Genomic DNA, 19,686 nt, shown 5'->3' on the forward strand with positions numbered 1-19,686 from the left:
ATGGACATGGCCGGCTACCGACCCCGCACCGTGGTCAGCGGCGGCCCGCTGGAGCTGGCGGTCCTGTGGGGTGGCTTCCCGCTGCTCGGCGCGGGCGCCGGATGGCTCCTCGCGGCGGCGACGGGCTGGCTCGCCCGGCTGCCCTGGGTGCCGTTCGGCGACCTGATCGAGTGGTTGGACCGGCTGCCCGAGCCGCAGGCCACCGCCGGCACCATCGGGGTGGGCGTCCTGGCCGGCCTGGTCATCGCCGGGATCGGCACCGCCGAACGGTTGATCGTCACCGTCGACGCGGCGCAGGTTCGGCTGCGCCGCTCCGATGAGAACCGGACCGTCCCCCGGGTGGACGCCCGGGTGGTCTTCCTCGCCGACAAGCACCTCGTGCTGCTGGACGCCGACGGCGCGGAACTGGTCCGGGAGTCCACGGATCTGCCGGCCGCCCAACTGGCGGCGGCGTTCCGGGAGCACGGTTGGGGCTGGGCGGACGACGACCCGCACCGGTCGGCGTACCGGCTGTGGGTTCCGGACCTGCCCGGGTTGCCGGCCGGCGCGGACGCGCTGCTGCGGGCCCGGGACCGGGCGATCGAGCGGGACCGCCGCGACGACGCCCGGGAGTTACGCCGCGAGCTGGGCCAGATCGGTGTCGTGCTGCGCGACGAGGGCAAGCGGCAGTACTGGCGGTTGACCACCCGGACCCTCGCCCCCGGGCCGGAGCGGCCGACTTCGGCCGAGCGGGAGGCGGACGGGCGGTAGCGTCTGTCCCAGCAGACAGTGGGAGCCGCGCGATGACCGAACAGCAGCCGTACCGGGTGGTGTCCCGACACCCCGGGTTCGAGCTGCGTCGGTACCCCGCCCACCTGGTGGCCGAGATGCAGATCCAGGCGTCGTTCACCCGGGCGCCGATCGAGGCGTTCCGGCCGCTGGCCGCGTACATCGGTGGCGCCAATCGGGCCCGGCACCCGATCGGCTCCGCCGCGCCGGCGATGGCGGCGGCCAGCGGCTCGGAGAAGATCGCCATGACCGTGCCGGTGGTGCAGATCGAGGGCGAGTGGCCGGGCGCGTACCTGATCCAGTTCGTCATGCCGGCCACCTTCACCACCGCCACCCTGCCCGAGCCGGTGGACGCCCGGGTGCGGATCCGTGCGGTTCCGGCGCGGCTGGCGGCGGCGATGCGGTTCTCCGGGCGGTGGACGGAGCAGGCGTTCAGCCAGCGGGCCACCATGCTCGGCCGGTCGGTGACCGCGGCCGGGCTGCAACCGACCGGCGCCATCCGGTACGCGCGCTTCGACCCGCCGTGGAAGCCGTGGTTCCTGCGCCGCAACGAGGTGGTGCTGCCGGTCGTCGAGTGAGCTACCTGAGCTGCCGGCGGTCCTCGATGCTGGGCCGCGCGAGCAGCACTGCCATCCCCAGCCCGGCGATCAGCCCGGCCAGGGAGACCAGCAGGTCGGAGTCGGCGGAGTTGATCGGGCTGTTATCGGCCAGCTCGGTGAGCGTCGCGCCGATCGGCAGCATGATCATCATGGAGACGGCCGTGGCCACCAGGAACACCAACGGGCCCACCAACGCGATGAGCGCGGCCAGGGCGTGGTGCCGCCAGATCGGCCGGCCGCCCGGCCAGTCCCAGGCCAGCAGGGTGACCCCGGTGAGCAGCACCGCCCCGAGAGCGGCCTCCGGCAGGAGTCGTTCGCCGGGCGCGACGGCACGGACCAGCCCGACGCCGAGCAGGCCCGCCACGGTGAGGCCGGCCGCCAGGCCGACCCGAGGGCGGGTCCGCGCCGGAGCCGCCGCCAGCGCGGCGCCGATGGCCAGGACCACCAGCAGCGCCCCGGTGGCCAGGGCACCCTGGTTCAGCTCCGGCTCCCGGTCGGTCGGTGACTCCATCCCGGCCGCCACCAGCGTCAGCACCCCGGCCACGCAGGCCGCGCCGGTCAGCACCCGCCGGTCGGCCGCCGACGGCGTGCCACGCTCCCCTGTCGACTGCGTGTCGGGATCCCACGCTGGCGTCGCGGCCCGCTCCCACCAGAGCAGAATCGCCGCGACCACGCCTAGCACGGCGCAGCCGGCGCCGGCGAGCCACACCGTCGCGTCGACGCCGATCAGGTCGGCCCGGTCGATCGCCACGTCGGCGGCGATCCAGCAGCCGCCCAGCACCACCGCCGGACCGCTCCACCGCACCTGCCCCCGCCCGGCCAGCACCAGCCCGAGCGGCACCGCCATGATCGCCATGAACCGCAGGTCGCGCGCCCAGTAGGCGTTGTTGCCCGGCAGGCTCTCCGACCACGGGCCGAGCGGCTCGGTCAGCGGTTGCCACGTGGTCATGCCGTACGCCCAGAGCGCGACGGCGGCGGCGGAGAGGAGCAGCCCGACCGGGCGCACGGATCGCATCAGTGGACGGTAACGGCCCGATCGCCCGCGCGGGGGGCGCGGTCATCCGCCGACCGGTGACCGGGCGGGACGGTGGCGCAGCAGCCGCCACGTCGGCAACACACTGGACAGCACCGCGAGCAGCAGGCACAGCCCCACCACCCCGGCGACCACCGACCACGGCACCACCAGGTCGACGGGGGCGCCGACCTGCTCGGCGAGGCCGGCGCTGATGCTGAGCAGACCGACGAACGCGACAGCCCCACCCAGCAACGCGCCGATCAGGACCACCAGGGCGGACTCCGCCGTGACCAGCCAGATGACCTGCCGTCGGGTCGCCCCGGCCATCCGGATCAGCCGCAGGTCCGCGGCGCGGCCGGCGGCGGCCAGCAGCAGCGTGTTGGCCACCGCGATGGCACCGTAACCCCCGGACACCCCGATCAGCAGCAGTGTGAAGAGCCAGACGAGGCGGTCCTCGGCGGCGTCCGCCTCGGCCGCCCAGCCCGGAACGTCGAGGATCCGCGCGCCGACCGGCGGATCGATCCGGTCCCGGACGTACACGGTGGATGTCAGCGCCGACGGGTCGTGCGCTCGCACCACTGCCCGGGGCACGAGCAGGTCGCCGGGGATCGACGTGTCGGTGACCACGGCGACGACGCGCAACGACACCGTCGTCCCGTCGGCGAAGACCACCGGGTACGGCTCGGACGGCAGCCGGTTCGTCGAGGCGGTGACCACCACCGTGTCGTCGCCCTCCAGGTCGTTCAGCGAGCCGGCGACGACGGTGAGCACCCGGTTCGCGGCGGCGAAGCCCTCCGGGTCCACGCCGAGCGCGGTCATCGGCCGATTCTGCGGCGATGTTCCGGGGTCGGTGCGGTAGACGGTGGTCGGCAGAAGCGCGGTGCCACCGGTCGCGGCGACGGCCCGGTCGGACAGGCCGGGCGCGCGGTCCGGCACGACGATCCAGCCGGCGTTCACGTTGTCCGCCCGACCTGCCGCGTACGCGGCGGTGGTGGTGCGCACCATCCCGGACACCAGCACCGCGAACGCGACAGTGAGCAACACCGGCGCGGCGATGGCGGCGGTCCGCCGGGTCGCGGTCAACGCCCCGCCCCGAACCAGCATCCCGATCGCGCCACCGGGCCGACGCACCGGGGAACGCAGCAGCCACACCAGCGGCCCGACCACCACCGGGGCGAGCACTGTGGCGCCAGCCACCAGCGCCATCACCGCGTAGAGCGCGTACTGCGCCCCCACCCGCGCCTCGTCCGCGGTCGCCGTGCCCACGCTGAGCGCGGCCCCCGCCGCGACGAGCAGCACCCCGGTGACGGCGCGCAGCCGTCCGATCGACCGCTGTTCCACGGCGGCGTCGCGTAACGCCTCCAACGGGCGGACCCGCGCCGCCCGGCGGGACGCCGACCAGACGGCCAGCAACGCGATCACCGGCCCGGCGGCGAGCGAGACCGCGACCGGCCAGAGTTCGTAGCGGACCCGGAAGGTCGACGGTTCGTAGCCGACGTCGACCAGCAGCCGACCCAGCAACGGGGCGAGCGCCGCGCCCACCAACAGGCCGACGATCCCCGCCGACGCGCCGACGGCGAGCGCCTCCGCGTACACCATGCGGCGGACCTGGCGTCCGGTGGCGCCGACGGCGCGCAGCAGGCCCAGCTCACGGCGGCGCTGCGCGATGGTGAACGCGAACGTGGAGGCGACCACGAACACGGTGACGAAGCCGGCGAGGGCCGCCGTGGCGGTGAGCACCTGCATGCCGATCCACCGGGTACGGGCGTCGCCGCGCGGCTCCAGCGCACCACGGGCGTCACCGGTGAGTACCCGTCCGTCGACGCCGACGACTCCGCGAGCCGCCGTGGCGACCCGCTCAGAGTCGGCGTCCGGCGCGAGCACCAGCCCGATGGCCCGCACGCCGGGCGCGAGCGCGGCGGCGACCTCGTCCGTGACGTGGACGCCGGGTCCGTCGACCAGACCGGTGACGGTGTACGACTCCGGGCCCACAGCGGTCAGCAGCGTGACCGGTGCACCGGCGCGCAGTCCGAGCGCGCTGTCGACGACCACCTCGCCGGGCCGGCGAGGTGGCTCGCCGGCGGTGAGGCGCAGCCCGCCCAGCTGGGCGCTGGACCAGCCGTGCCCCTGGTAGGCGTCCTCGCGCCGGGTGTCGGCGGCCGAGGGTCGACCGTTCACGAGCGGTTGCGCGTAGAAGGTGCGGTCCGGCACCGCCGCCACCACGTCCGGCAGACCGGCCAGCCTGCCGACCAACTCCGCCGCCGCGCTGGCGGACCAGGGCCGGGTCGGCAGGAACTCGTCGGCTGACGCACCCGCCTCGGGGCTCTGCACCACGACCGCCGCCCGCGCCAGCCGGTCCGGCACCTGCGGGCGCCCGGAGGCGAGCAGCAGTGTGGCCGCCGCGACCAGCGTGACCCCGATGGCGACGGCCACGAACGCGCTGGCTGACCGTCGGACGCTCAGCACGACGACTCCGCTACGGTTTCCCGCTCGGCGATCCGCGCGGCGACGACGGCGGCGGTGATCGGGCCGGTCAGCTCATCGACGACGCGGCCGTCGGCCAGCAGGAGGACCCGATCGGCGTACGCGGCGGCGGCGGGATCGTGGGTCACCATCACGACTGTCTGCCCGTGGTCGTCGACGAGCGCCCGCAACAGCCGGAGCACCTGCCGGGAGGAGGCGCTGTCCAACGCCCCGGTCGGCTCGTCGGCGAAGACCACCGCCGGACGGGTGATCAACGCGCGGGCCACGGCGACGCGCTGCTGCTCCCCGCCGGACAGCTCACTCGGCCGGTGCCCGGCCCGGTCGGCGAGGCCGACGGCGTCGAGGGCGGCGGCGACGTCTCCGGCCGGCGGGCGGCGCCGGGCCAGGCGCGACGGCAGCTCGACGTTCTGCGCGGCGGTCAGCGTGGACACGAGGTTGAACGCCTGGAAGACGAAGCCGATCCGGTCCCGCCGCAGCCGGGTCAGCTCGTCCTCACCGAGGTCGTTGAGGTTGGTGCCGTCGATCGTGACGGTCCCCTCGGTCGGGCGGTCCAGCCCCGCCGCGCAGTGCAGCAGTGTGGACTTCCCCGAGCCGGAGGGGCCCATCACCGCCGTGAACGTGCCGCTCGCGAAGCCGGTGGTCACGCCGTCGAGCGCCGTCACCCGCCGGGTTCCGGTGCCATACACCGCGCGCAGCCCCGTCAGGGTCACCGTGTCTGTGGTCATGGCCGTTACGGTGCCGAATGCCGGGGGTGCGGCGCGTCGTGCCGGGGCGGGCACCTTCCGGCCCTCCCCCGGGTGGAGTCCGGGGCCTAAAACCGCCGACGCGTCGTCCTGCGGGATGACCACCCGCAGGCGGACGCGGCCGACCCGGCCCGGCCATTACCGTTCGACGGGTGACCGCTCTCCTGCTGACCCGACGGATGCGGCCGGTGGACCTGTACACCGTGGACGCCCTGCTGGCGGTAGCCGTCGGTGGGCTGCTCTGCCCGTACGCGGCGCTGGAGTCGCCGCTGCACGGCGGCGTACGCGAGCCGCTCTGGGTGTCGGTGCTGGTCGGGATGGCCCTCGGGCTGCCGTTGGCCGTCCGGCGACGGTGGCCGATGACGGTGGCCGTCGTGATCAGCTCGATCGCCACCGTCGCGCTGATCACCGGGGTGATACCCAACTTCGCGGCCGCCGCTCCGGCGTTCGCCATCGGCCTGTCCTTCTACACGGTGGCCGTGGCGACGCCCACCCGCCGGTCGATGCTCTGCGCCGCCGGTTGTCTGGCGCTGGTGAGCGTCGGCCTGGTGCTGACAGCGGGCGACCTCTGGTCGCGGACCGGCGCGGTCGTCTACGCCGCCGTCATGGTCGCGCCCGCCTGGATGATCGGTTGGCAGATCCGGGAGCGGCGCGCCCTCGCCACCCGGCAGAGTGATCAGCTGGTCCGTCAGGCTGCCACCGAGGAGCGGTTGCGGGTGGCGCGCGAGCTGCACGACGTGGTCGCGCACACGCTCAGTCTCATCGTGGTGAAGGCGGCCGTCGCCAACCACGTCGCCGAGGCCGACCCCCGCGAGGCCGGCGCCGCGCTCCGGGTCATCGAGGAGACCGGCCGCACCGCGCTGACCGACGTACGTCGGGTGCTCGGCGTCCTGCGCGAGGACAGCCCGTACGCGCCGACGCCGGGGCTGGACGAGTTGCCCCTCCTCGCCCGGCAGGCGGCGATCGGCGGCGTCGACGTGCGGCTCGACGTGCGGCGGAACGAGCCGGCCGGCGCGGTGCCGGAATCGGTGGGCCTCGCGGTGTACCGGATCGTGCAGGAGGCGGTGACGAACGTGGTGAAGCACGCGGCCCCGGCTGCCTGCCGGGCCACGGTGACCGTCCTGCCGGACGAGGTGCGGGTGGAGGTGACCGACGACGGCCGGCGGCCGGTCCTGCTCGGCGGGGAGGGGCACGGGTTGATCGGCATGCGGGAACGGGTGGCGTTGCACGGCGGGGAGTTCCGCGCCGGCCCCCGCTCCGACGGTGGCTTCGCGGTGACGGCCAGCCTCGCCTACCGGGTGGCCGCGTGATCCGCGTGCTGATCGCCGACGACCAGGCGCTGCTGCGCGGCAGTTTCCGGCTGCTGGTGGATCTCAGCCCGGACTGCACCACTGTCGGTGAGGCGGGCACCGGCGTGGAGGCTGTCGCGTTGACCGAGCAGCACCGGCCGGATGTGGTGCTGATGGACGTCCGGATGCCGGAGATGGACGGCATCGAGGCGACCCGGCGGATCTGCGGCGACCCGGCGACGGCCGACACCCGGGTCATCATCCTGACCACGTTCGACCTCGACGAGTACGTCTACGGGGCGCTGCGCGCCGGAGCCAGCGGGTTCCTGCTCAAGGACACCCCACCGGCGGACCTGCTGACCGGCATCCGGGTGGTCGCGGCCGGGGAGGGGCTGCTCGCGCCGACGGTGACCCGCCGGCTGATCGACGAGTTCGCCCGGCAGCCGGAGCCGACCCGGCCGCTGCCCCGGCAGCTCGACGGGGTGACCGATCGGGAACGGGAGGTCCTCGCGCTGATCGCCCGGGGCCTGTCCAACGCGGAGTTGGCCGCGCACCTCAACCTCAGCCAGGCCACCGTCAAGACGCACGTCGGGCGGCTGCTGACCAAGCTGGCGGTACGCGACCGGGCGCAACTGGTCATCGTCGCGTACGAGACGGGCCTGGTGGGGCCGGGCGGCCTACGCTGAGCGGGTTGTCCGCACCCGAGGAGGAGCCATGACCCGGTACGTCGCCCTGCTGCGCGGGGTCAACGTCGGCACCACCCGGCTGGCGATGGCCGACCTGCGCCGGATCGTCACCGACCTCGGGCACGAGGACGTCACTACGTATTTGCAGAGCGGCAACGTGGCCTTCGGCAGCACCGTGCGCGACGCCGAGAAGCTGGCCGACGGCATCGCGCGGGCGCTCACCGACGAGCTGGCGTTGACCGTGCCGGTGCTGGTGCGCAGCGGCCGGGAGTTGGCGGCGATCGCCGGCGGCAACCCGTACGCCGACCGCGAGGACGACCCGACGCGACTGCTGGTGGCCTTCCTCGCCACCGCACCGAAGCCGTCCACTGTGGATGTGCTGGCCGTGCCGGGTGGCGAGAACGTGTCGTTCACGGTGACCGGCCGGGAGGTGTTCCTGCACTACGTCGACGGCGGTTACGGGCGGTCGAAGTTCACGAACGCGTACCTGGAGAAGCAGCTCGGCGTGGTGGCCACCTCCCGCAACTGGAAGTCGGTGCGCGCCCTGGCGGAGATGACCGCCTCCTGACCTCAGGTGGGGGTCGCCGCCCGGCGACCCCCACCGACGCTGCTCAGAAGTGGTACGCGGTCTCGTACTCGGGCACCAGCACCCGGCTGCGCGGCGAGATCCGACGCACCGCCGCGATCATCTCGTTCAGCCGGGTGCGGTCGGTCGGGGCGACCGGCGGCGGGTTCTGCAACGCCGTCTCGAAGTTGTCGTAGTGCACCGGCACCACGACCTTCGGGTAGTCGAGGCCGGCCAGCAGCCGGGGCAGGTAGTCGCCGGTGGTGGTGGCGTTCTGCATGGCCACCATCGCCACGTCGGGCGCGAGGCCGGTGAGGTTCCGCTCGGCGACGTCGCTGGCCCCGGTGAAGTAGACCGACGGTCCGCCGTCGACCCGCAGCAGGTAGCCCAGCGTGTCGCCCTCCGGCAGGTCGGCGATGGTGGCCGGCTGCGGCGGCGGGCTCACCCGCACCCCGGGAAAGGCCACCGAGTACGACGGGTTGCGGCTGTGCAGCGAGCCGACCACCTCGACGCTGTGGTCCCCGAAGTCCAGCACCTCCCCACCCTTCACGGCGCTGAGCTGCGCCGACGGCAACCCGTAGGCCAACCCCAGGTGGTACGCGGTCAGCGTGCCGAACACCCGCGCCCCGGTGCGCTCGGCGATGTACGGCACGTCCATGAAGTGGTCCCAGTGGGTGTGCGTGACCAGCACCGTCGTGGCCCGGTCGACCCGCGGGTCGATCACGTCGGTGCGCACTGTCAACGCCGTATCGGTCTTGAACGCCCCGGTGAACAGCCCGGTGTCGATCCGGCTGAGGAACGGGTCGACGAGAACGGTGCGGTCGCCGATGTCGACGCGCCAGCCGGCCGTACCCCACCAGCGGAAGCTGACCGCGCCCTTGCGGCGAGCGGTCGGCGTGGGCGCGGCGGTCGGGGGCGCGGCCTGGGCCGGGGTGGCGACGCCGGCGGCGAGGCCACCGGCGGAGACCAGGGCGGTGGTGGCGGCGGCGTCGCGCAGGAAGCGTCGGCGGTCGAGACTGGGCATGCGGATCTACTCCCCGTGGTCGGGTGATGTGTCGACCACGAGCCAACCAGCGGCACCGGGCCGCGGTCCAAGATCAAGGGCCGTCGGCTTCGATACGCCGACGGATATCGGTCCTGCTCGGCGGGGGTGCGGCGACGCTCGGAGGGCCGCGAAATCAGTCGCCGCGCAGCACCTCGACGGCCGTCCGGGCGGCCTCCCCCATGGCCAGGTCCACGTCTATGCGGCGCGGGGTCAGCTGTTCGGCGCGGGCGAAGACGGCGATCGCGTACCGGCCGCCGTCGGGGTATTCGGCGACCCCGGCCTCCAGGTGGAACCCGGGCAGGGTGCCGGTCTTTCCGGAGACCCGGACGCCGGGCGGGAAACCGGCGGCCAGCCGGGTCCAGAAGATCTGCCGGGCCATCCAGGTGCGGACCATCGCGCAGGCCGCCGCCGGCCCGGCCTCGTCCCGCCAGATCAGCGTGAGCAGCCGGGTGATCTCCCGGGCGGTGCTGGACGTGGTGTGCGCGGGGTCGAAGACCCGCATGGCCCTAACCCGGTCCGCCGTCAGCGTGGGGAAGATCCGGGCGAACTCCGCCTCGGTCCGGGCGCCCACGTCGGCGAGCATCGTCTCGACCAACTCCCGAGGACCACCGAGGACGCGGGTACGGGTCAGCCCAAGCTCGACGGCGAGCATCGGCAGCAGGTCCGGGCCGACCCGGCGCAGCAGCAGGTCGGCTGCCGTGTTGTCGGTGACCGACATGGCGAAGTACGCGAGGTCGCGCAGCGACACCTCGGCGTCGTCGGTGCAACCGGCCAGACCCCACCCACCGAGCCGGTCGGCGGCGGTGACCACGACCCGCTCGGTCGGGTCCAGCTGACCGGCCTCCACCTGCCGGGCGAACTCCAACACCAGCAGTATCTTGAAGATCGAGGCGATCACCACCTGCTCGTCGGCCCGCACCCCGACCTCGCGAACGCCGCCGGCCGGGCCGCCGCCATCGACGGCGCTCAGGTCGACGGAGTCCAGGTCCACGACGTGCAGGCTGGCCGTCACCCCGACGGCGGCGAAGATGGCCCCGATGCGTTCCTCCACGTCCACGCCAGCACGGTATCCAGCGCCGCGGTGACCGCGCTGGCGTAGGGTCCCGGCCGTGGATCTGCTCCGGCACCTGCGGCACTTCGTGGTGGTCGCACACGAACTGCACTTCGGGCGGGCCGCGGAGCTGCTCGGGATGGCCCAGCCGCCGCTGAGCCAGTCGATCCAGCGGCTGGAACGGGAGCTGACGGTCGAGCTGTTCGACCGCTCCCGCCGCCAGGTAAGCCTCACCACCGCCGGTGAGCTGCTGCTCGGCGAGGCGGAGGAACTGCTCGCCGGTGAGGGTCGACTGCGCAGCCTGATGGGCCAGATCCGCGCCGGTGAGCTGGGCGTACTCCGGGCCGGGGTGCCACCGGAGACGCCCGCCGTGACGCTGCGCTCGCTGCTGGACGGGCTCACCACCCGGGCGCCCGGCCTGGACGTGGAGCTGCACGAGCTGACCACTGCCGAGCAGGTGCGGATGCTCACCGAGCGGACCCTGGACGTGGGGCTCGTGCATCACCCGGTGGCGGCGGACGGGCTGCGCTTCGGCGCCCCGGTCGACGTACCCCTGGGGGTGCTGCTGCCACGCACCTCGCCGCTGGCCCGCGGACGCGAGGTGACGCTCGCGTCGCTGGCCGGTCTGGATCTGGTGGCCGCTCCCCGCGCCACCGCCCCCGGCTGGCACGACCACCTGCTGGCGGTGTGCCGGCAGCACGGTTGGCGCCCGGGGCGGGTGCGCCCGGCCCGCAACCCGGAGTTCCTCTGCGGGCTGGTGCTGGCCGGCGGCGGGGTGGCGGTGGAACCGGCGACGGTGGCCCGCCGGGAACCCCGGATGGCCTGGCGGCCGATCACCGACGCACCGCTGGCCAAGCGCACCTCGGCGGCCTGGCCGGACCGGTCGGCGCACCCGGCGGCGGCGATGTTCGGCCAACTCGCCGCGGAGGTGCTGGCCGACGCCGAGCCCACCGCGCCCGCACCGCCCGCGACGTCGGTGCCGGCGGCACGGCCATGGCCGGTGCTGTTCGACACGACCGGGTGAACCGACCGGCCGTTGTGTTCGTCACCCCCGGTTGGGCGGTGGATCGTCCACCCACCCGGGTATGGATGACAGGAAACGAAGACGCGAAGGAGCCGCAGTGGCAATCACGATTCCCGACATCAGCCTGAACGACGGCACCACCATTCCGCAGCTCGGCTTCGGGGTGTTCCAGATCGAGCCGAAGGACACCGTCGCGGCGGTGACCACCGCCCTGGAGGTGGGCTACCGGCACATCGACACCGCCGAGATGTACGGCAACGAGGCCGAGGTCGGCGAGGCGGTACGCGTGTCCGGCCTCGACCGGAGTTCGGTCTACGTGACCAGCAAGCTCAACAACGCCTTCCACCGCCCCGACGACGCCCGCAGGGCGTTCGACTCGACGCTGGCGGCGCTGAAGATGGACCACATCGACCTGTTCCTGATCCACTGGCCGCTGCCGACCCTGTACGACGGCGACTACGTCTCGACCTGGAAGGTGCTGGAGGAGTTCCAGCGCGACGGCCGGGCCCGCTCGATCGGCGTCTCCAACTTCCAGGTGCCGCACCTGGAGCGGCTGGCCGACGAGGCGAGCGTCGTGCCGGCGGTCAACCAGATCGAGGCGCACCCGTACTTCACCAACGACGAGGTCCGCGCCTACGGCCGTGCGCACAACATCCTCACCGAGGCGTGGTCGCCGATCGCGCAGGGCAAGGTGCTCGACGACCCGACTGTCGTCGACATCGCCGGGCAGCTCGACCGGACCCCGGCGCAGGTGGTGCTCCGCTGGCACGTGCAGCGCGGCGACATCATCTTCCCGAAGTCGACCACCCCGAAGCGGATCGAGGAGAACACCCGGATCTTCGACTTCGAGTTGGACGATGCGGCGATGGAGCGGATCACCGCGCTGGACAAGGGCGAGGCCGGCCGGCAGGGCCCGAACCCGGACACCTTCGCCTACCTGCCCAACTGACCTGACGCTGGGGCGGGCGCCCACTGCGCTGGCGCCCGCCCCTCCCCCGTCGTCGACCCCCCGGTCAGATCCGGCCCACGGAGTCCTGGTTCTGCAACACCAGCCACCGGCCGTGCTGGTACGTGTAACTGACCCCGATCAACAGCGGCACCCTGGTGCCGGTGGCTGGCACCGCGTAGACGGAGTCGAACAGCACGAACCCGGTCCGGCAGCCCACCACGGTCTGCTTCGCCACGCTGAAAGACTGGGTCCACGAGTCGTCGGCGAAGAACCCGCGCAGCCAGTCCACTGTGGCTCGCTTGCCGTCGAGCACCTCCCCGTCGGAGGCGAAGACGGAGGTGACCTCGGGGTGCAGCAGCGCGGCGAAGCCGTCCAGGTCGCGCCGGGCGGTGGTCTCCACGTACGCCCGGACGGCGCGGTCGAAGGCGCGCTCGCAGCTGCGGGCCGCCGCCTCCCCGGTTGTGGTGTCGCCTGGGCCGGGGGCGGCGGCCGACACCGCGGCCGGAGCGGCGGCGAGCAGGCCGGCGGTGAGCCCGAGCAGGGCGATCGTGCGGCCGAACCGGCCGGCGGGACGGGCGGAGGCGGGTGGACGCATCGGTTTCTCCTCAGGACGAGTGGCATTGCCGTCGCAGCCAACCCGACCCGTCGCGCCGCCGGGTACTGATTCGAACCAGTTCGAATGCCGACACCACATCGACGCCACCGCTTGTACGATCCGCCGTGTGATGGTCGCTCACCTGGACGGTTCGAGCCTCGCCCGGCTCCGGTTGGCGATCTCGCCGGCCTCGGAGGTGACGTCCTGGCTGCGGGCCGCGCTGTCGCGCTTCGGGCACCCGGTGCATGGCGATCCCGGTCCGTCGGCCCGCGCCGCGCTGCGGCACCCCGACGTGGCCCTGGTAGCGGAGCTGGTGACGCCGCCCGGCCGGCTCGGCTACACGCCGGACCTGCTCACGCCGAAGCCGCCGTTGGGTCCGCTCGACGCGGCCTTCGAGCAGCAGTTGGCGGCCGCGGCCGCGACGCCCGCCGACGAGGTGGCGGCGCAGGTGAACGAGCGGTTTCCGGCGGGCGGGATCCCGGCGCGGATCCGCACGGCGGTCGAGGACGGCAGCCTGGCCCGGCGGGTCACCAACGGGCTGCGCCACTTCTGGCGGGCCGCGCTCGCCGAGCAGTGGCCAGCTGTGCGGACCACGCTGGAGGCCGAGCTGGCCCTGCGAGCCACCACGATGGCCACCGCCGGGGTGGGCAGCATGCTCAACAGCCTGCACCCGAAGGTCGGCTGGACCGGCAGGTCGCTGACCATCGACAGCTCGTACCGGATCACCACCGCGCTGACCGGCGCGGAGCTGGTGCTCGCTCCGTCGGCGCTGGCCTGGCCTCAGCTCTCCACCCAGCTGTGCGACGAGGGCAACGCCGTGCTGGTCTACCCGGTCGGCGCCGGGCCGACAGTCCAGCGCCGGGCGGATCGGCTCGGTGACCTGGTCGGTGCGAGCCGGGCAGCGATCCTGGCGGACCTGGACGTTCCCCGGTCCACCGGGCAGCTCAGCGAGCGACACCGATTGGCCCCGGCCACCGTCTCCTACCACCTGGGGGTGCTGCTGCGCTCCGGCCTGGTGGTGCGCACTCGGGAGCGGCACAGCGTGCTCTACCGGCGGTCCGACCACGGGGACGGGCTGGTCGGGTGCCGGGCAGGTCAGGTTACGACGCGCTCGGCGATCCGGTGGAACACCGCCTGGGTCGGCGAGTCGGGCTCGGCGACGTAGACGATCAGCCGCTGCTCGGTCTCCGGTACCAGCAACACCCGGCACTCGAACTCCAACGACCCCAGGTGGGGATGCGGCACCCGCTTGGTCACGGGACGGCGCTCCTCCACCTCGTGCTCGGCCCAGAGCTGGGCGAACCGCGGCGAGGTGCCGAGCAGCTCGGTGACCAGATCACGGATCGCCGGGTCGGCCGGGTAGCGGCCGTAGGCGGCCCGCAGGTCCGCCACCGTGCTGTGCACGAAGCGGCGGGCGTCGGCATCGGTCCAGTGGCCCTCGGTGACCGGCTGCCGGAACGTCCAGCGGATCATGTTGCGCTCCGCGTCCGGCACGGCCGCGAGGTCCCCCAGGAAGTACGAGGCCATGCGGTTCCAGGCCAGCACGTGGTACGCGGCGTCGACGAGGTACGCCGGGGTCTCGGTCATCGCGTCGAGCAGGTGCCGCAGCCCGGACGTCACCTCCCGGCTCGGGCCGACGGTCGGCGGCGGGTTCTCCCCGGCGATCCGGAACAGGTACTCGCGCTCGTCCCGGCTCAACATCAGCGCCCGGGCCATCGACGCGAGCACCTGCCGGGACGGGTGCGGCCCACGGCCCTGCTCCAGCCGGATGTAGTAGTCGATCGACATGCCGGCGAGCTGGGCGACCTCCTGCCGGCGCAGCCCGGGGGTGCGTCGGCGTTCGCCCTCGGGCAGCCCGACCTCGGCGGGGCGCAGCCGGGCGCGGCGGGTACGCAGGAACGCCGCCAGTTCGTCACGCCGCAGGCCGCTGCTCGTCATGCCCCCAGCATGCCCCGGGCCGGGCCGGCCAGGGTGGTACCACCGGTCCCAGCATCGGCCCGTCTCTCCCCGGACGCCGTCGGCGCGGACACGCTCGACGGCATGACGAACAAGATCGCCCTGATCACCGGGGCCAACAAGGGAATCGGCTTCGCCACCGCCCGGCAGCTCGGTGCCCTGGGGATGACAGTGCTGGTGGGCGCACGGGACGCCGAGCGGGGTCGGGCAGCCGAACGGGAACTGCGCGACGGCGGCGCGGACGCGGTGTTCCTGCCGCTCGACATCACCGACGCCGAGTCGGTGACTGCCGCCGCGAAGCGGGTGGAGGCGGAGTACGGCCGGCTGGACGTACTGGTCAACAACGCCGGCATCATCCTCGCCGACGGCGCTCGGGGGCTGCCCAGCGAGACCACTGTGGCAACGCTGCGCCGGCTGTACGAGACGAACGTCTTCGGGGTGGTGACGGTGACCAACGCGCTGCTGCCGCTGCTGCGTCGGGCACCGGCCGCCCGGATCGTCAACGTGTCGAGCGAGGTCGGCTCGATCGCGGTGATGACCGACCCGAACGGCGCGCTGTTCGAGTTGACCTCCGTGCCGTACCCGTCGTCGAAGGCGGCGCTGAACATGCTCACCGCGATGTACGCCAAGGAACTGCGGGACACCCCGATCACTGTGAACGCGGCGAACCCGGGCTACTGCGCCACCGACCTGAACGGCAACAGCGGCTTCCGCACCGCCGAGCAGGGCGCCGAGGTGAGCGTGCACCTGGCGACCCTGCCGGCCGACGGACCGACCGGGCTGCTCTGGGGTTTCCAGATGGACGCCGGCGGCGGGTACGGCGTGCTGCCCTGGTGACGATGGGCGCTTGACCTGGAGTGCGCTCCAGCCGGCAGTGTGACTCGTGCGCCCACCGGTAGGGCGCACGAGAGGAGACCCCCATGCGGTACCGCACGATCGGCGCCGACCCGGCGACCCGACGCGAGGTCAGCGTGCTCAGCCTCGGCGCGATGCTCTTCGGCAGCGCCACCGACGAGGCTACCTCGTACGCGATCCTGGACCGGTACGTCGAGGCCGGCGGCACGTTCATCGACACGTCGGACAACTACGCGTTCTGGGTGGACGGCGGACAGGGCGGGCAGAGTGAGAAGTTGCTCGGCCGGTGGCGGCGCAGCCGGGGCGTCGGCGCCGAGATCGTCATCGCCACCAAACTGGGCGCCCGACCGCTGTCCCCGGGGACCACCGGGCCTGGCGGGTGGAGCGGGCCCGCGCGTTGGTCGCCGCCGCCGGCCTGCCCGGGTACGAGGTGCTCCAGTACCACCGCAGTTACCTGCCGAACCGCACCGACCTGATCAGCGAACTGGACCCGGACGGCGAGCCGGGCGGCGTCAGCGGTGACCTGCTCAGCTACCTGCGTGCCGAGCCCGAGCTGACCCTGGTGGCGTACTCGCCGCTGCTCAAGGGGGCGTTCACCCGGGCGGACAAGCCGCTCAGCTCGGCGTACGACCTGCCGAGCGCGCCCCGGCGACTGGCCGCGCTGCGGGAGGTGGCCGGGCAGAGCGGCGCGACCGTCAACCAGGTGGTGCTCGCCTGGTTGCTCGGCGGTGAGCTGCCGTCCATCCCGCTGGTGGGCGCCTCGTCAGTGGCGCAACTGGAGGAGAGCCTGGCAGCGGTCGACCTGGAGCTGACCGCCGAGCAACGGCACCGCCTCGACACCACCTGGTGACAGTCACCGGCCGCCCCGCCGGCCTCAGCTTGCGGTCGGTGGGGCGGTCAGGTCGAGCTGCCAGTCGTTGGCCCGCATCATCTGCCCCGGCGGGTATTCGAAACCGGTCTCGCCGAGCAGCGTGAAGCCGGCCTTGCGGCACACCGCGTTCGAGGCGGGATTGTCGACCGAGGGGTAGGCGTGGGCGTGGTGCCGGTCCCGTCGGGCGCGAGCGACGTCCACCACCGCGCGCACCGCCGCGGTCGCCAGCCCCTGCCCCCGGTACGCGGGCAGCACCGCCCAGCCCAGCTCGTACACCTGTTGCTCGCGCCACTCGCGGGCCCAGTAACCGACGCTGCCCGCCCGTGCCCCGTCCGGCAGCACCAGCGTGAACATGCAGCCCTGCTCGGTGCCGGAGAAGTGCACGTACCGGTCGTGCCGGGCGAGCACCTGCTCGTCGGTCTCCGGGCCGCCGGTGTACTTGCGGGTCTCCGGTGAGTTGAGCTGCCGCAGCAGGTCGAGATCGTCCTCGTGCCACTGCTCGATGCGTACCTGCGCCATACCGCCCCCGTTCGTCGACCCCCAGTCAAGCCGATCCCACCGACACTTCGCCCCCGAACCGGGACCGCTAGATCGGATCTAGCGGGTGCCTGTCGTCACCTCGCGCCTTCACTGTGGAAGGGGGTGGCCATGACACAGTTGCGGATCGCCGTGATCGTCGGCAGCACCCGGGAGGGGCGGGTCGGCGACCGGCTGGCGCACTGGTTCGTCGAGCAGGCCGCGCGGCACGACGACCTGGCGGTGACTGTCGTTGACCTGACCGAGTACGACTTCCCGGCCACCTACCCCGCCGAGCCGACCGCGTCCATCCGGGCGTTCGTCCGCGAGGTGGGCCGGGCGGACGCGTTCGTCGTGGTCACCCCCGAGTACAACCACAGCTTCCCGGCACCCTTGAAACAAGCCATCGACTACGCGTACGACGAGTGGCAGGCCAAAGCGGTCGGCTTCGTGTCGTACGGGTGTCGGTCCACCGGCCTGCACGCGGTCGACCAGCTCCGTACCGTCTTCACCGCGCTGCACGCGATGACGGTGCGCGACGTCGTCGGGATCGACCTGCTCGCCGGCGAGCCGACCGCCCAGTGCACCGACGAGCTGCAACGCGACGTCGGCGTCCTGCTCGACCAGCTGCGCTGGTGGGGCCTGGCACTGCGCGACGGCCGGGCGGCTCGACCCTACGTCTCCTGAACACGTCCAACACGAAAGGTAAGGATCATGAGTAGACGCACCACCGGCCTGGCCATCGAGGCCGAGGGGCTCACCCGCTCATTCGGGGACACCCGAGCGCTGGCCGGCATCGACCTCCAGGTGCCCGCCGGCACCGTCTACGGTCTGCTCGGCCCGAACGGCGCGGGCAAGACCACAGCGGTCCGGGTGCTCGCCACGTTGCTGCGCCCCGACGGCGGCTCGGCCCGTGTCTTCGGGCACGACGTGGTCACCGAGGCCGACAAGGTCCGTTCCCGGGTCAGCCTCACCGGCCAGTACGCCTCCGTCGACGAGGACCTGACCGGCACGGAGAACCTGGTGCTCCTCGCCCGCCTGCTCGGCCTGCGCAAGCCGGCCGCTCGGGAGCGCGCCGCGGCCCTGCTCGCCGCGTTCGGTCTGACCGAGGCGAGTGACCGCCAGGTGAAGAAGTACTCGGGTGGGATGCGGCGACGCATCGACATCGCCGCCAGCATCCTGAACACCCCGGATCTGCTCTTCCTCGACGAGCCGACGACCGGCCTCGACCCGCGCAGCCGCAACCAGGTGTGGGAGATCGTCCGGGCGGTGGTGTCGCACGGCACGACGGTGCTGCTGACCACCCAGTACCTCGACGAGGCCGACCAGCTCGCCGGGCGGATCGCGGTAGTCGACCACGGCCGGGTGATCGCGGAGGGTACCCCGGGTGAGTTGAAGTCGTCGATCGGCTCCGGCACCGTCCACCTGCGACTGCGCGACCCCGCTCAGCGCCCCGAGGCGGAGCGGGTGCTCCGGGAGGCGCTCGACGTGCCGGTGCAGCTCGCCGCCGATCCGGTGGCGTTGACCGCCCGCGTCGGTGAGGCCGGCACCGACCTCGACGCCAGCGCCCAGGCCGCTCGCGTGCTCAGCGACCTGGCCCGCGCCGGCATCGCGGTCGACAACTTCTCCCTCGGCCAGCCGAGTCTGGACGAGGTCTTCCTGGCCCTGACCGACCACCCCGCCGTGCCGACCGACGAGCGCGACGACGAGCTGGAGGCAGCCCGATGAGCGACACCACGACCGCCACGACCGAACGGGCGCCGTCCGTCTACGTCCCGTCCGCCGAGGCGCTGGCGACGGTACTCGCGCCCGGTGCCCGACCGCCCCGGCCGAGCGCGCTGGGCGCGTCGCTCACCTTCGGCTGGCGGGCCATGCTGAAGATCAAGCACGTGCCGGAGCAGCTCTTCGACGTGACCGCGTTCCCGATCATCATGGTGCTGATGTTCACGTACCTGTTCGGTGGCGCCCTCGCCGGCAGCCCGCGCGAATACCTGCAGTTCTTCCTGCCCGGCATCATGGTGACCAGCGTCGTCATGATCACCATGTACACCGGCATCGGCCTCAACACCGACATCGAGAAGGGCATCTTCGACCGGTTCCGGACGCTGCCCGTCTGGCGACCGGCCGCCCTGGTCGGCATGATCTTCGGCGACGTGCTGCGCTACATCCTCGCCGCCGTGGTGATCCTGGGCCTCGGGCTGGTGCTCGGGTTCCGCCCCGAGGGTGGGGTGGTCGGGGTTGCCGTCGGGATCGGGCTGCTGGTGGTCTTCTCGTTCGCGTTCTCCTGGGTGTGGACGTTCTTCGGGCTGATCCTGCGCAGCGAGAAGTCGGTGATGGGGGTCAGCATGATGGTGCTGTTCCCGTTGACATTCCTGAGCAACGTCTTCGTCGAGCCGAGCACCATGCCCGGCTGGCTCCAGGCGTTCGTGAAGGTCAACCCGGTGACGCAGCTGGTGGCCGCGATCCGCGGTGCCATGAGCGGCGACTCGGACCCGTCGGCCACGATGTGGCTGCTGCTCTGGAGCGCCGGCTTCGTCCTGGTCTTCGGCACCCTGACCATGTACAAGTACAACCGCCGCTAACCCCCACCCCCACCCCCACCACCCACCCCCGCGATCTTGCACTTACTGTCCCGACAAAGGTGGCAAACACACCTGAACCGGCGACCGAAAGTG

At 72.9% G+C, this 19,686-nt stretch carries 22 protein-coding genes; 14 read left to right on the forward strand and 8 right to left on the reverse strand.

The annotated features are described in order from the left end of the window. Positions 1-750 carry a hypothetical protein gene (locus tag ACIA47_RS04985; protein ID WP_396705591.1) on the forward strand — a complete coding sequence of 250 codons (750 nt, stop codon included), beginning with the start codon at positions 1-3 and terminating at the stop codon, positions 748-750. A gap of 32 nt (positions 751-782) precedes the next feature. Beyond that, the gene (locus ACIA47_RS04990; protein ID WP_396705593.1) at positions 783-1,346 is read left to right on the forward strand and encodes an SOUL family heme-binding protein; all 564 of its coding nucleotides are present in this window, start codon (positions 783-785) and stop codon (positions 1,344-1,346) included. 1 nt (position 1,347) lies between these two features. Here the strand turns inward: ACIA47_RS04990 and ACIA47_RS04995 are convergent, their stop codons facing one another. Genes ACIA47_RS04995 through ACIA47_RS05005 form a run of 3 tightly spaced genes read right to left on the reverse strand, consistent with a single transcriptional unit; the run spans position 1,348 to position 5,591 of the window. After that, positions 1,348-2,382, reverse strand: a complete 1,035-nt coding sequence (locus tag ACIA47_RS04995; protein WP_396705595.1) for a hypothetical protein — start codon at positions 2,380-2,382, stop codon at positions 1,348-1,350. A gap of 42 nt (positions 2,383-2,424) precedes the next feature. Further along, complete coding sequence (locus tag ACIA47_RS05000; RefSeq protein ID WP_396705597.1) at positions 2,425-4,848, reverse strand: ABC transporter permease; 2,424 nt, start codon at positions 4,846-4,848, stop codon at positions 2,425-2,427. Beyond that, positions 4,842-5,591: an ABC transporter ATP-binding protein gene (locus ACIA47_RS05005; protein WP_396705599.1), complete on the reverse strand. Its 750-nt coding sequence runs from the start codon at positions 5,589-5,591 to the stop codon at positions 4,842-4,844. Before ACIA47_RS05005 ends, ACIA47_RS05000 begins: the two co-directional genes overlap by 7 nt. Before the next feature lie 170 nt (positions 5,592-5,761). On the opposite strand from ACIA47_RS05005, the gene ACIA47_RS05010 reads away from it, so the two are divergent. The 3 genes from ACIA47_RS05010 to ACIA47_RS05020 are packed head-to-tail and all read left to right on the forward strand — an operon-like array spanning position 5,762 to position 8,152. Then, the gene (locus ACIA47_RS05010; RefSeq protein ID WP_396705601.1) at positions 5,762-6,919 is read left to right on the forward strand and encodes a sensor histidine kinase; all 1,158 of its coding nucleotides are present in this window, start codon (positions 5,762-5,764) and stop codon (positions 6,917-6,919) included. Continuing rightward, positions 6,916-7,584, forward strand: coding sequence for a response regulator (locus ACIA47_RS05015; RefSeq protein WP_396705603.1), 669 nt, complete (start codon positions 6,916-6,918; stop codon positions 7,582-7,584). The genes ACIA47_RS05010 and ACIA47_RS05015 overlap by 4 nt, the downstream gene beginning before the upstream one ends. A 28-nt stretch (positions 7,585-7,612) precedes the next feature. Continuing rightward, positions 7,613-8,152 carry a DUF1697 domain-containing protein gene (locus ACIA47_RS05020; protein ID WP_396705605.1) on the forward strand — a complete coding sequence of 180 codons (540 nt, stop codon included), beginning with the start codon at positions 7,613-7,615 and terminating at the stop codon, positions 8,150-8,152. A gap of 43 nt (positions 8,153-8,195) precedes the next feature. Here the strand turns inward: ACIA47_RS05020 and ACIA47_RS05025 are convergent, their stop codons facing one another. Next, positions 8,196-9,173 carry an MBL fold metallo-hydrolase gene (locus ACIA47_RS05025; protein WP_396705607.1) on the reverse strand — a complete coding sequence of 326 codons (978 nt, stop codon included), beginning with the start codon at positions 9,171-9,173 and terminating at the stop codon, positions 8,196-8,198. Between the two features lie 154 nt (positions 9,174-9,327). Next, the gene (locus ACIA47_RS05030; protein WP_396705609.1) at positions 9,328-10,251 is read right to left on the reverse strand and encodes a serine hydrolase; all 924 of its coding nucleotides are present in this window, start codon (positions 10,249-10,251) and stop codon (positions 9,328-9,330) included. 52 nt (positions 10,252-10,303) lie between these two features. Here ACIA47_RS05030 and ACIA47_RS05035 point away from each other — a divergent pair, with 52 nt between their 5' ends. Both ACIA47_RS05035 and ACIA47_RS05040 read left to right on the forward strand, forming a co-directional pair. Further along, on the forward strand, positions 10,304-11,269 hold the full coding sequence (locus tag ACIA47_RS05035) for a LysR family transcriptional regulator (RefSeq protein WP_396705611.1): 966 nt from the start codon (positions 10,304-10,306) through the stop codon (positions 11,267-11,269). Positions 11,270-11,366: 97 nt separating this feature from the next. Continuing rightward, entirely contained in the window at positions 11,367-12,218 is an 852-nt protein-coding gene (locus ACIA47_RS05040) for an aldo/keto reductase (protein WP_396705613.1), read from the forward strand. A 64-nt stretch (positions 12,219-12,282) separates the two neighbouring features. Here the strand turns inward: ACIA47_RS05040 and ACIA47_RS05045 are convergent, their stop codons facing one another. Next, positions 12,283-12,813, reverse strand: a complete 531-nt coding sequence (locus ACIA47_RS05045; protein ID WP_396705615.1) for a nuclear transport factor 2 family protein — start codon at positions 12,811-12,813, stop codon at positions 12,283-12,285. A 130-nt stretch (positions 12,814-12,943) separates the two neighbouring features. Here ACIA47_RS05045 and ACIA47_RS05050 point away from each other — a divergent pair, with 130 nt between their 5' ends. Beyond that, on the forward strand, positions 12,944-13,978 hold the full coding sequence (locus ACIA47_RS05050) for a DUF5937 family protein (RefSeq protein ID WP_396706371.1): 1,035 nt from the start codon (positions 12,944-12,946) through the stop codon (positions 13,976-13,978). Here the strand turns inward: ACIA47_RS05050 and ACIA47_RS05055 are convergent. Beyond that, on the reverse strand, positions 13,909-14,751 hold the full coding sequence (locus ACIA47_RS05055) for a helix-turn-helix transcriptional regulator (RefSeq protein ID WP_396705617.1): 843 nt from the start codon (positions 14,749-14,751) through the stop codon (positions 13,909-13,911). The genes ACIA47_RS05050 and ACIA47_RS05055 overlap by 70 nt on opposite strands. 102 nt (positions 14,752-14,853) lie before the next feature. On the opposite strand from ACIA47_RS05055, the gene ACIA47_RS05060 reads away from it, so the two are divergent. The 3 genes from ACIA47_RS05060 to ACIA47_RS05070 all read left to right on the forward strand — a co-directional run bounded on the left by ACIA47_RS05060 (position 14,854) and on the right by ACIA47_RS05070 (position 16,474). Then, the gene (locus ACIA47_RS05060; protein WP_203126493.1) at positions 14,854-15,606 is read left to right on the forward strand and encodes an SDR family oxidoreductase; all 753 of its coding nucleotides are present in this window, start codon (positions 14,854-14,856) and stop codon (positions 15,604-15,606) included. Positions 15,607-15,689: 83 nt separating this feature from the next. After that, positions 15,690-16,100 carry an aldo/keto reductase gene (locus tag ACIA47_RS05065; RefSeq protein WP_396705619.1) on the forward strand — a complete coding sequence of 137 codons (411 nt, stop codon included), beginning with the start codon at positions 15,690-15,692 and terminating at the stop codon, positions 16,098-16,100. Further along, positions 16,004-16,474, forward strand: a complete 471-nt coding sequence (locus tag ACIA47_RS05070) for an aldo/keto reductase (RefSeq protein ID WP_396705621.1) — start codon at positions 16,004-16,006, stop codon at positions 16,472-16,474. The genes ACIA47_RS05065 and ACIA47_RS05070 overlap by 97 nt, the downstream gene beginning before the upstream one ends. Positions 16,475-16,498: 24 nt before the next feature. Here ACIA47_RS05070 and ACIA47_RS05075 read toward each other — a convergent pair whose 3' ends face one another. Beyond that, positions 16,499-17,014 carry a GNAT family N-acetyltransferase gene (locus ACIA47_RS05075; protein WP_396705623.1) on the reverse strand — a complete coding sequence of 172 codons (516 nt, stop codon included), beginning with the start codon at positions 17,012-17,014 and terminating at the stop codon, positions 16,499-16,501. 129 nt (positions 17,015-17,143) lie between these two features. Between ACIA47_RS05075 and ACIA47_RS05080 the strand changes: the two genes are divergently transcribed. The 3 genes from ACIA47_RS05080 to ACIA47_RS05090 are packed head-to-tail and all read left to right on the forward strand — an operon-like array spanning position 17,144 to position 19,593. Beyond that, on the forward strand, positions 17,144-17,698 hold the full coding sequence (locus tag ACIA47_RS05080) for an NADPH-dependent FMN reductase (RefSeq protein ID WP_112641866.1): 555 nt from the start codon (positions 17,144-17,146) through the stop codon (positions 17,696-17,698). 27 nt (positions 17,699-17,725) lie between these two features. Then, complete coding sequence (locus tag ACIA47_RS05085) at positions 17,726-18,739, forward strand: ATP-binding cassette domain-containing protein (protein WP_203126481.1); 1,014 nt, start codon at positions 17,726-17,728, stop codon at positions 18,737-18,739. Continuing rightward, positions 18,736-19,593: an ABC transporter permease gene (locus tag ACIA47_RS05090; RefSeq protein WP_396705626.1), complete on the forward strand. Its 858-nt coding sequence runs from the start codon at positions 18,736-18,738 to the stop codon at positions 19,591-19,593. Before ACIA47_RS05085 ends, ACIA47_RS05090 begins: the two co-directional genes overlap by 4 nt. The last annotated feature ends 93 nt before the right edge of the window (positions 19,594-19,686 follow it).

Source organism: Micromonospora sp. NPDC051227, from assembly GCF_044455385.1.
Lineage (GTDB): Bacteria > Actinomycetota > Actinomycetes > Mycobacteriales > Micromonosporaceae > Micromonospora.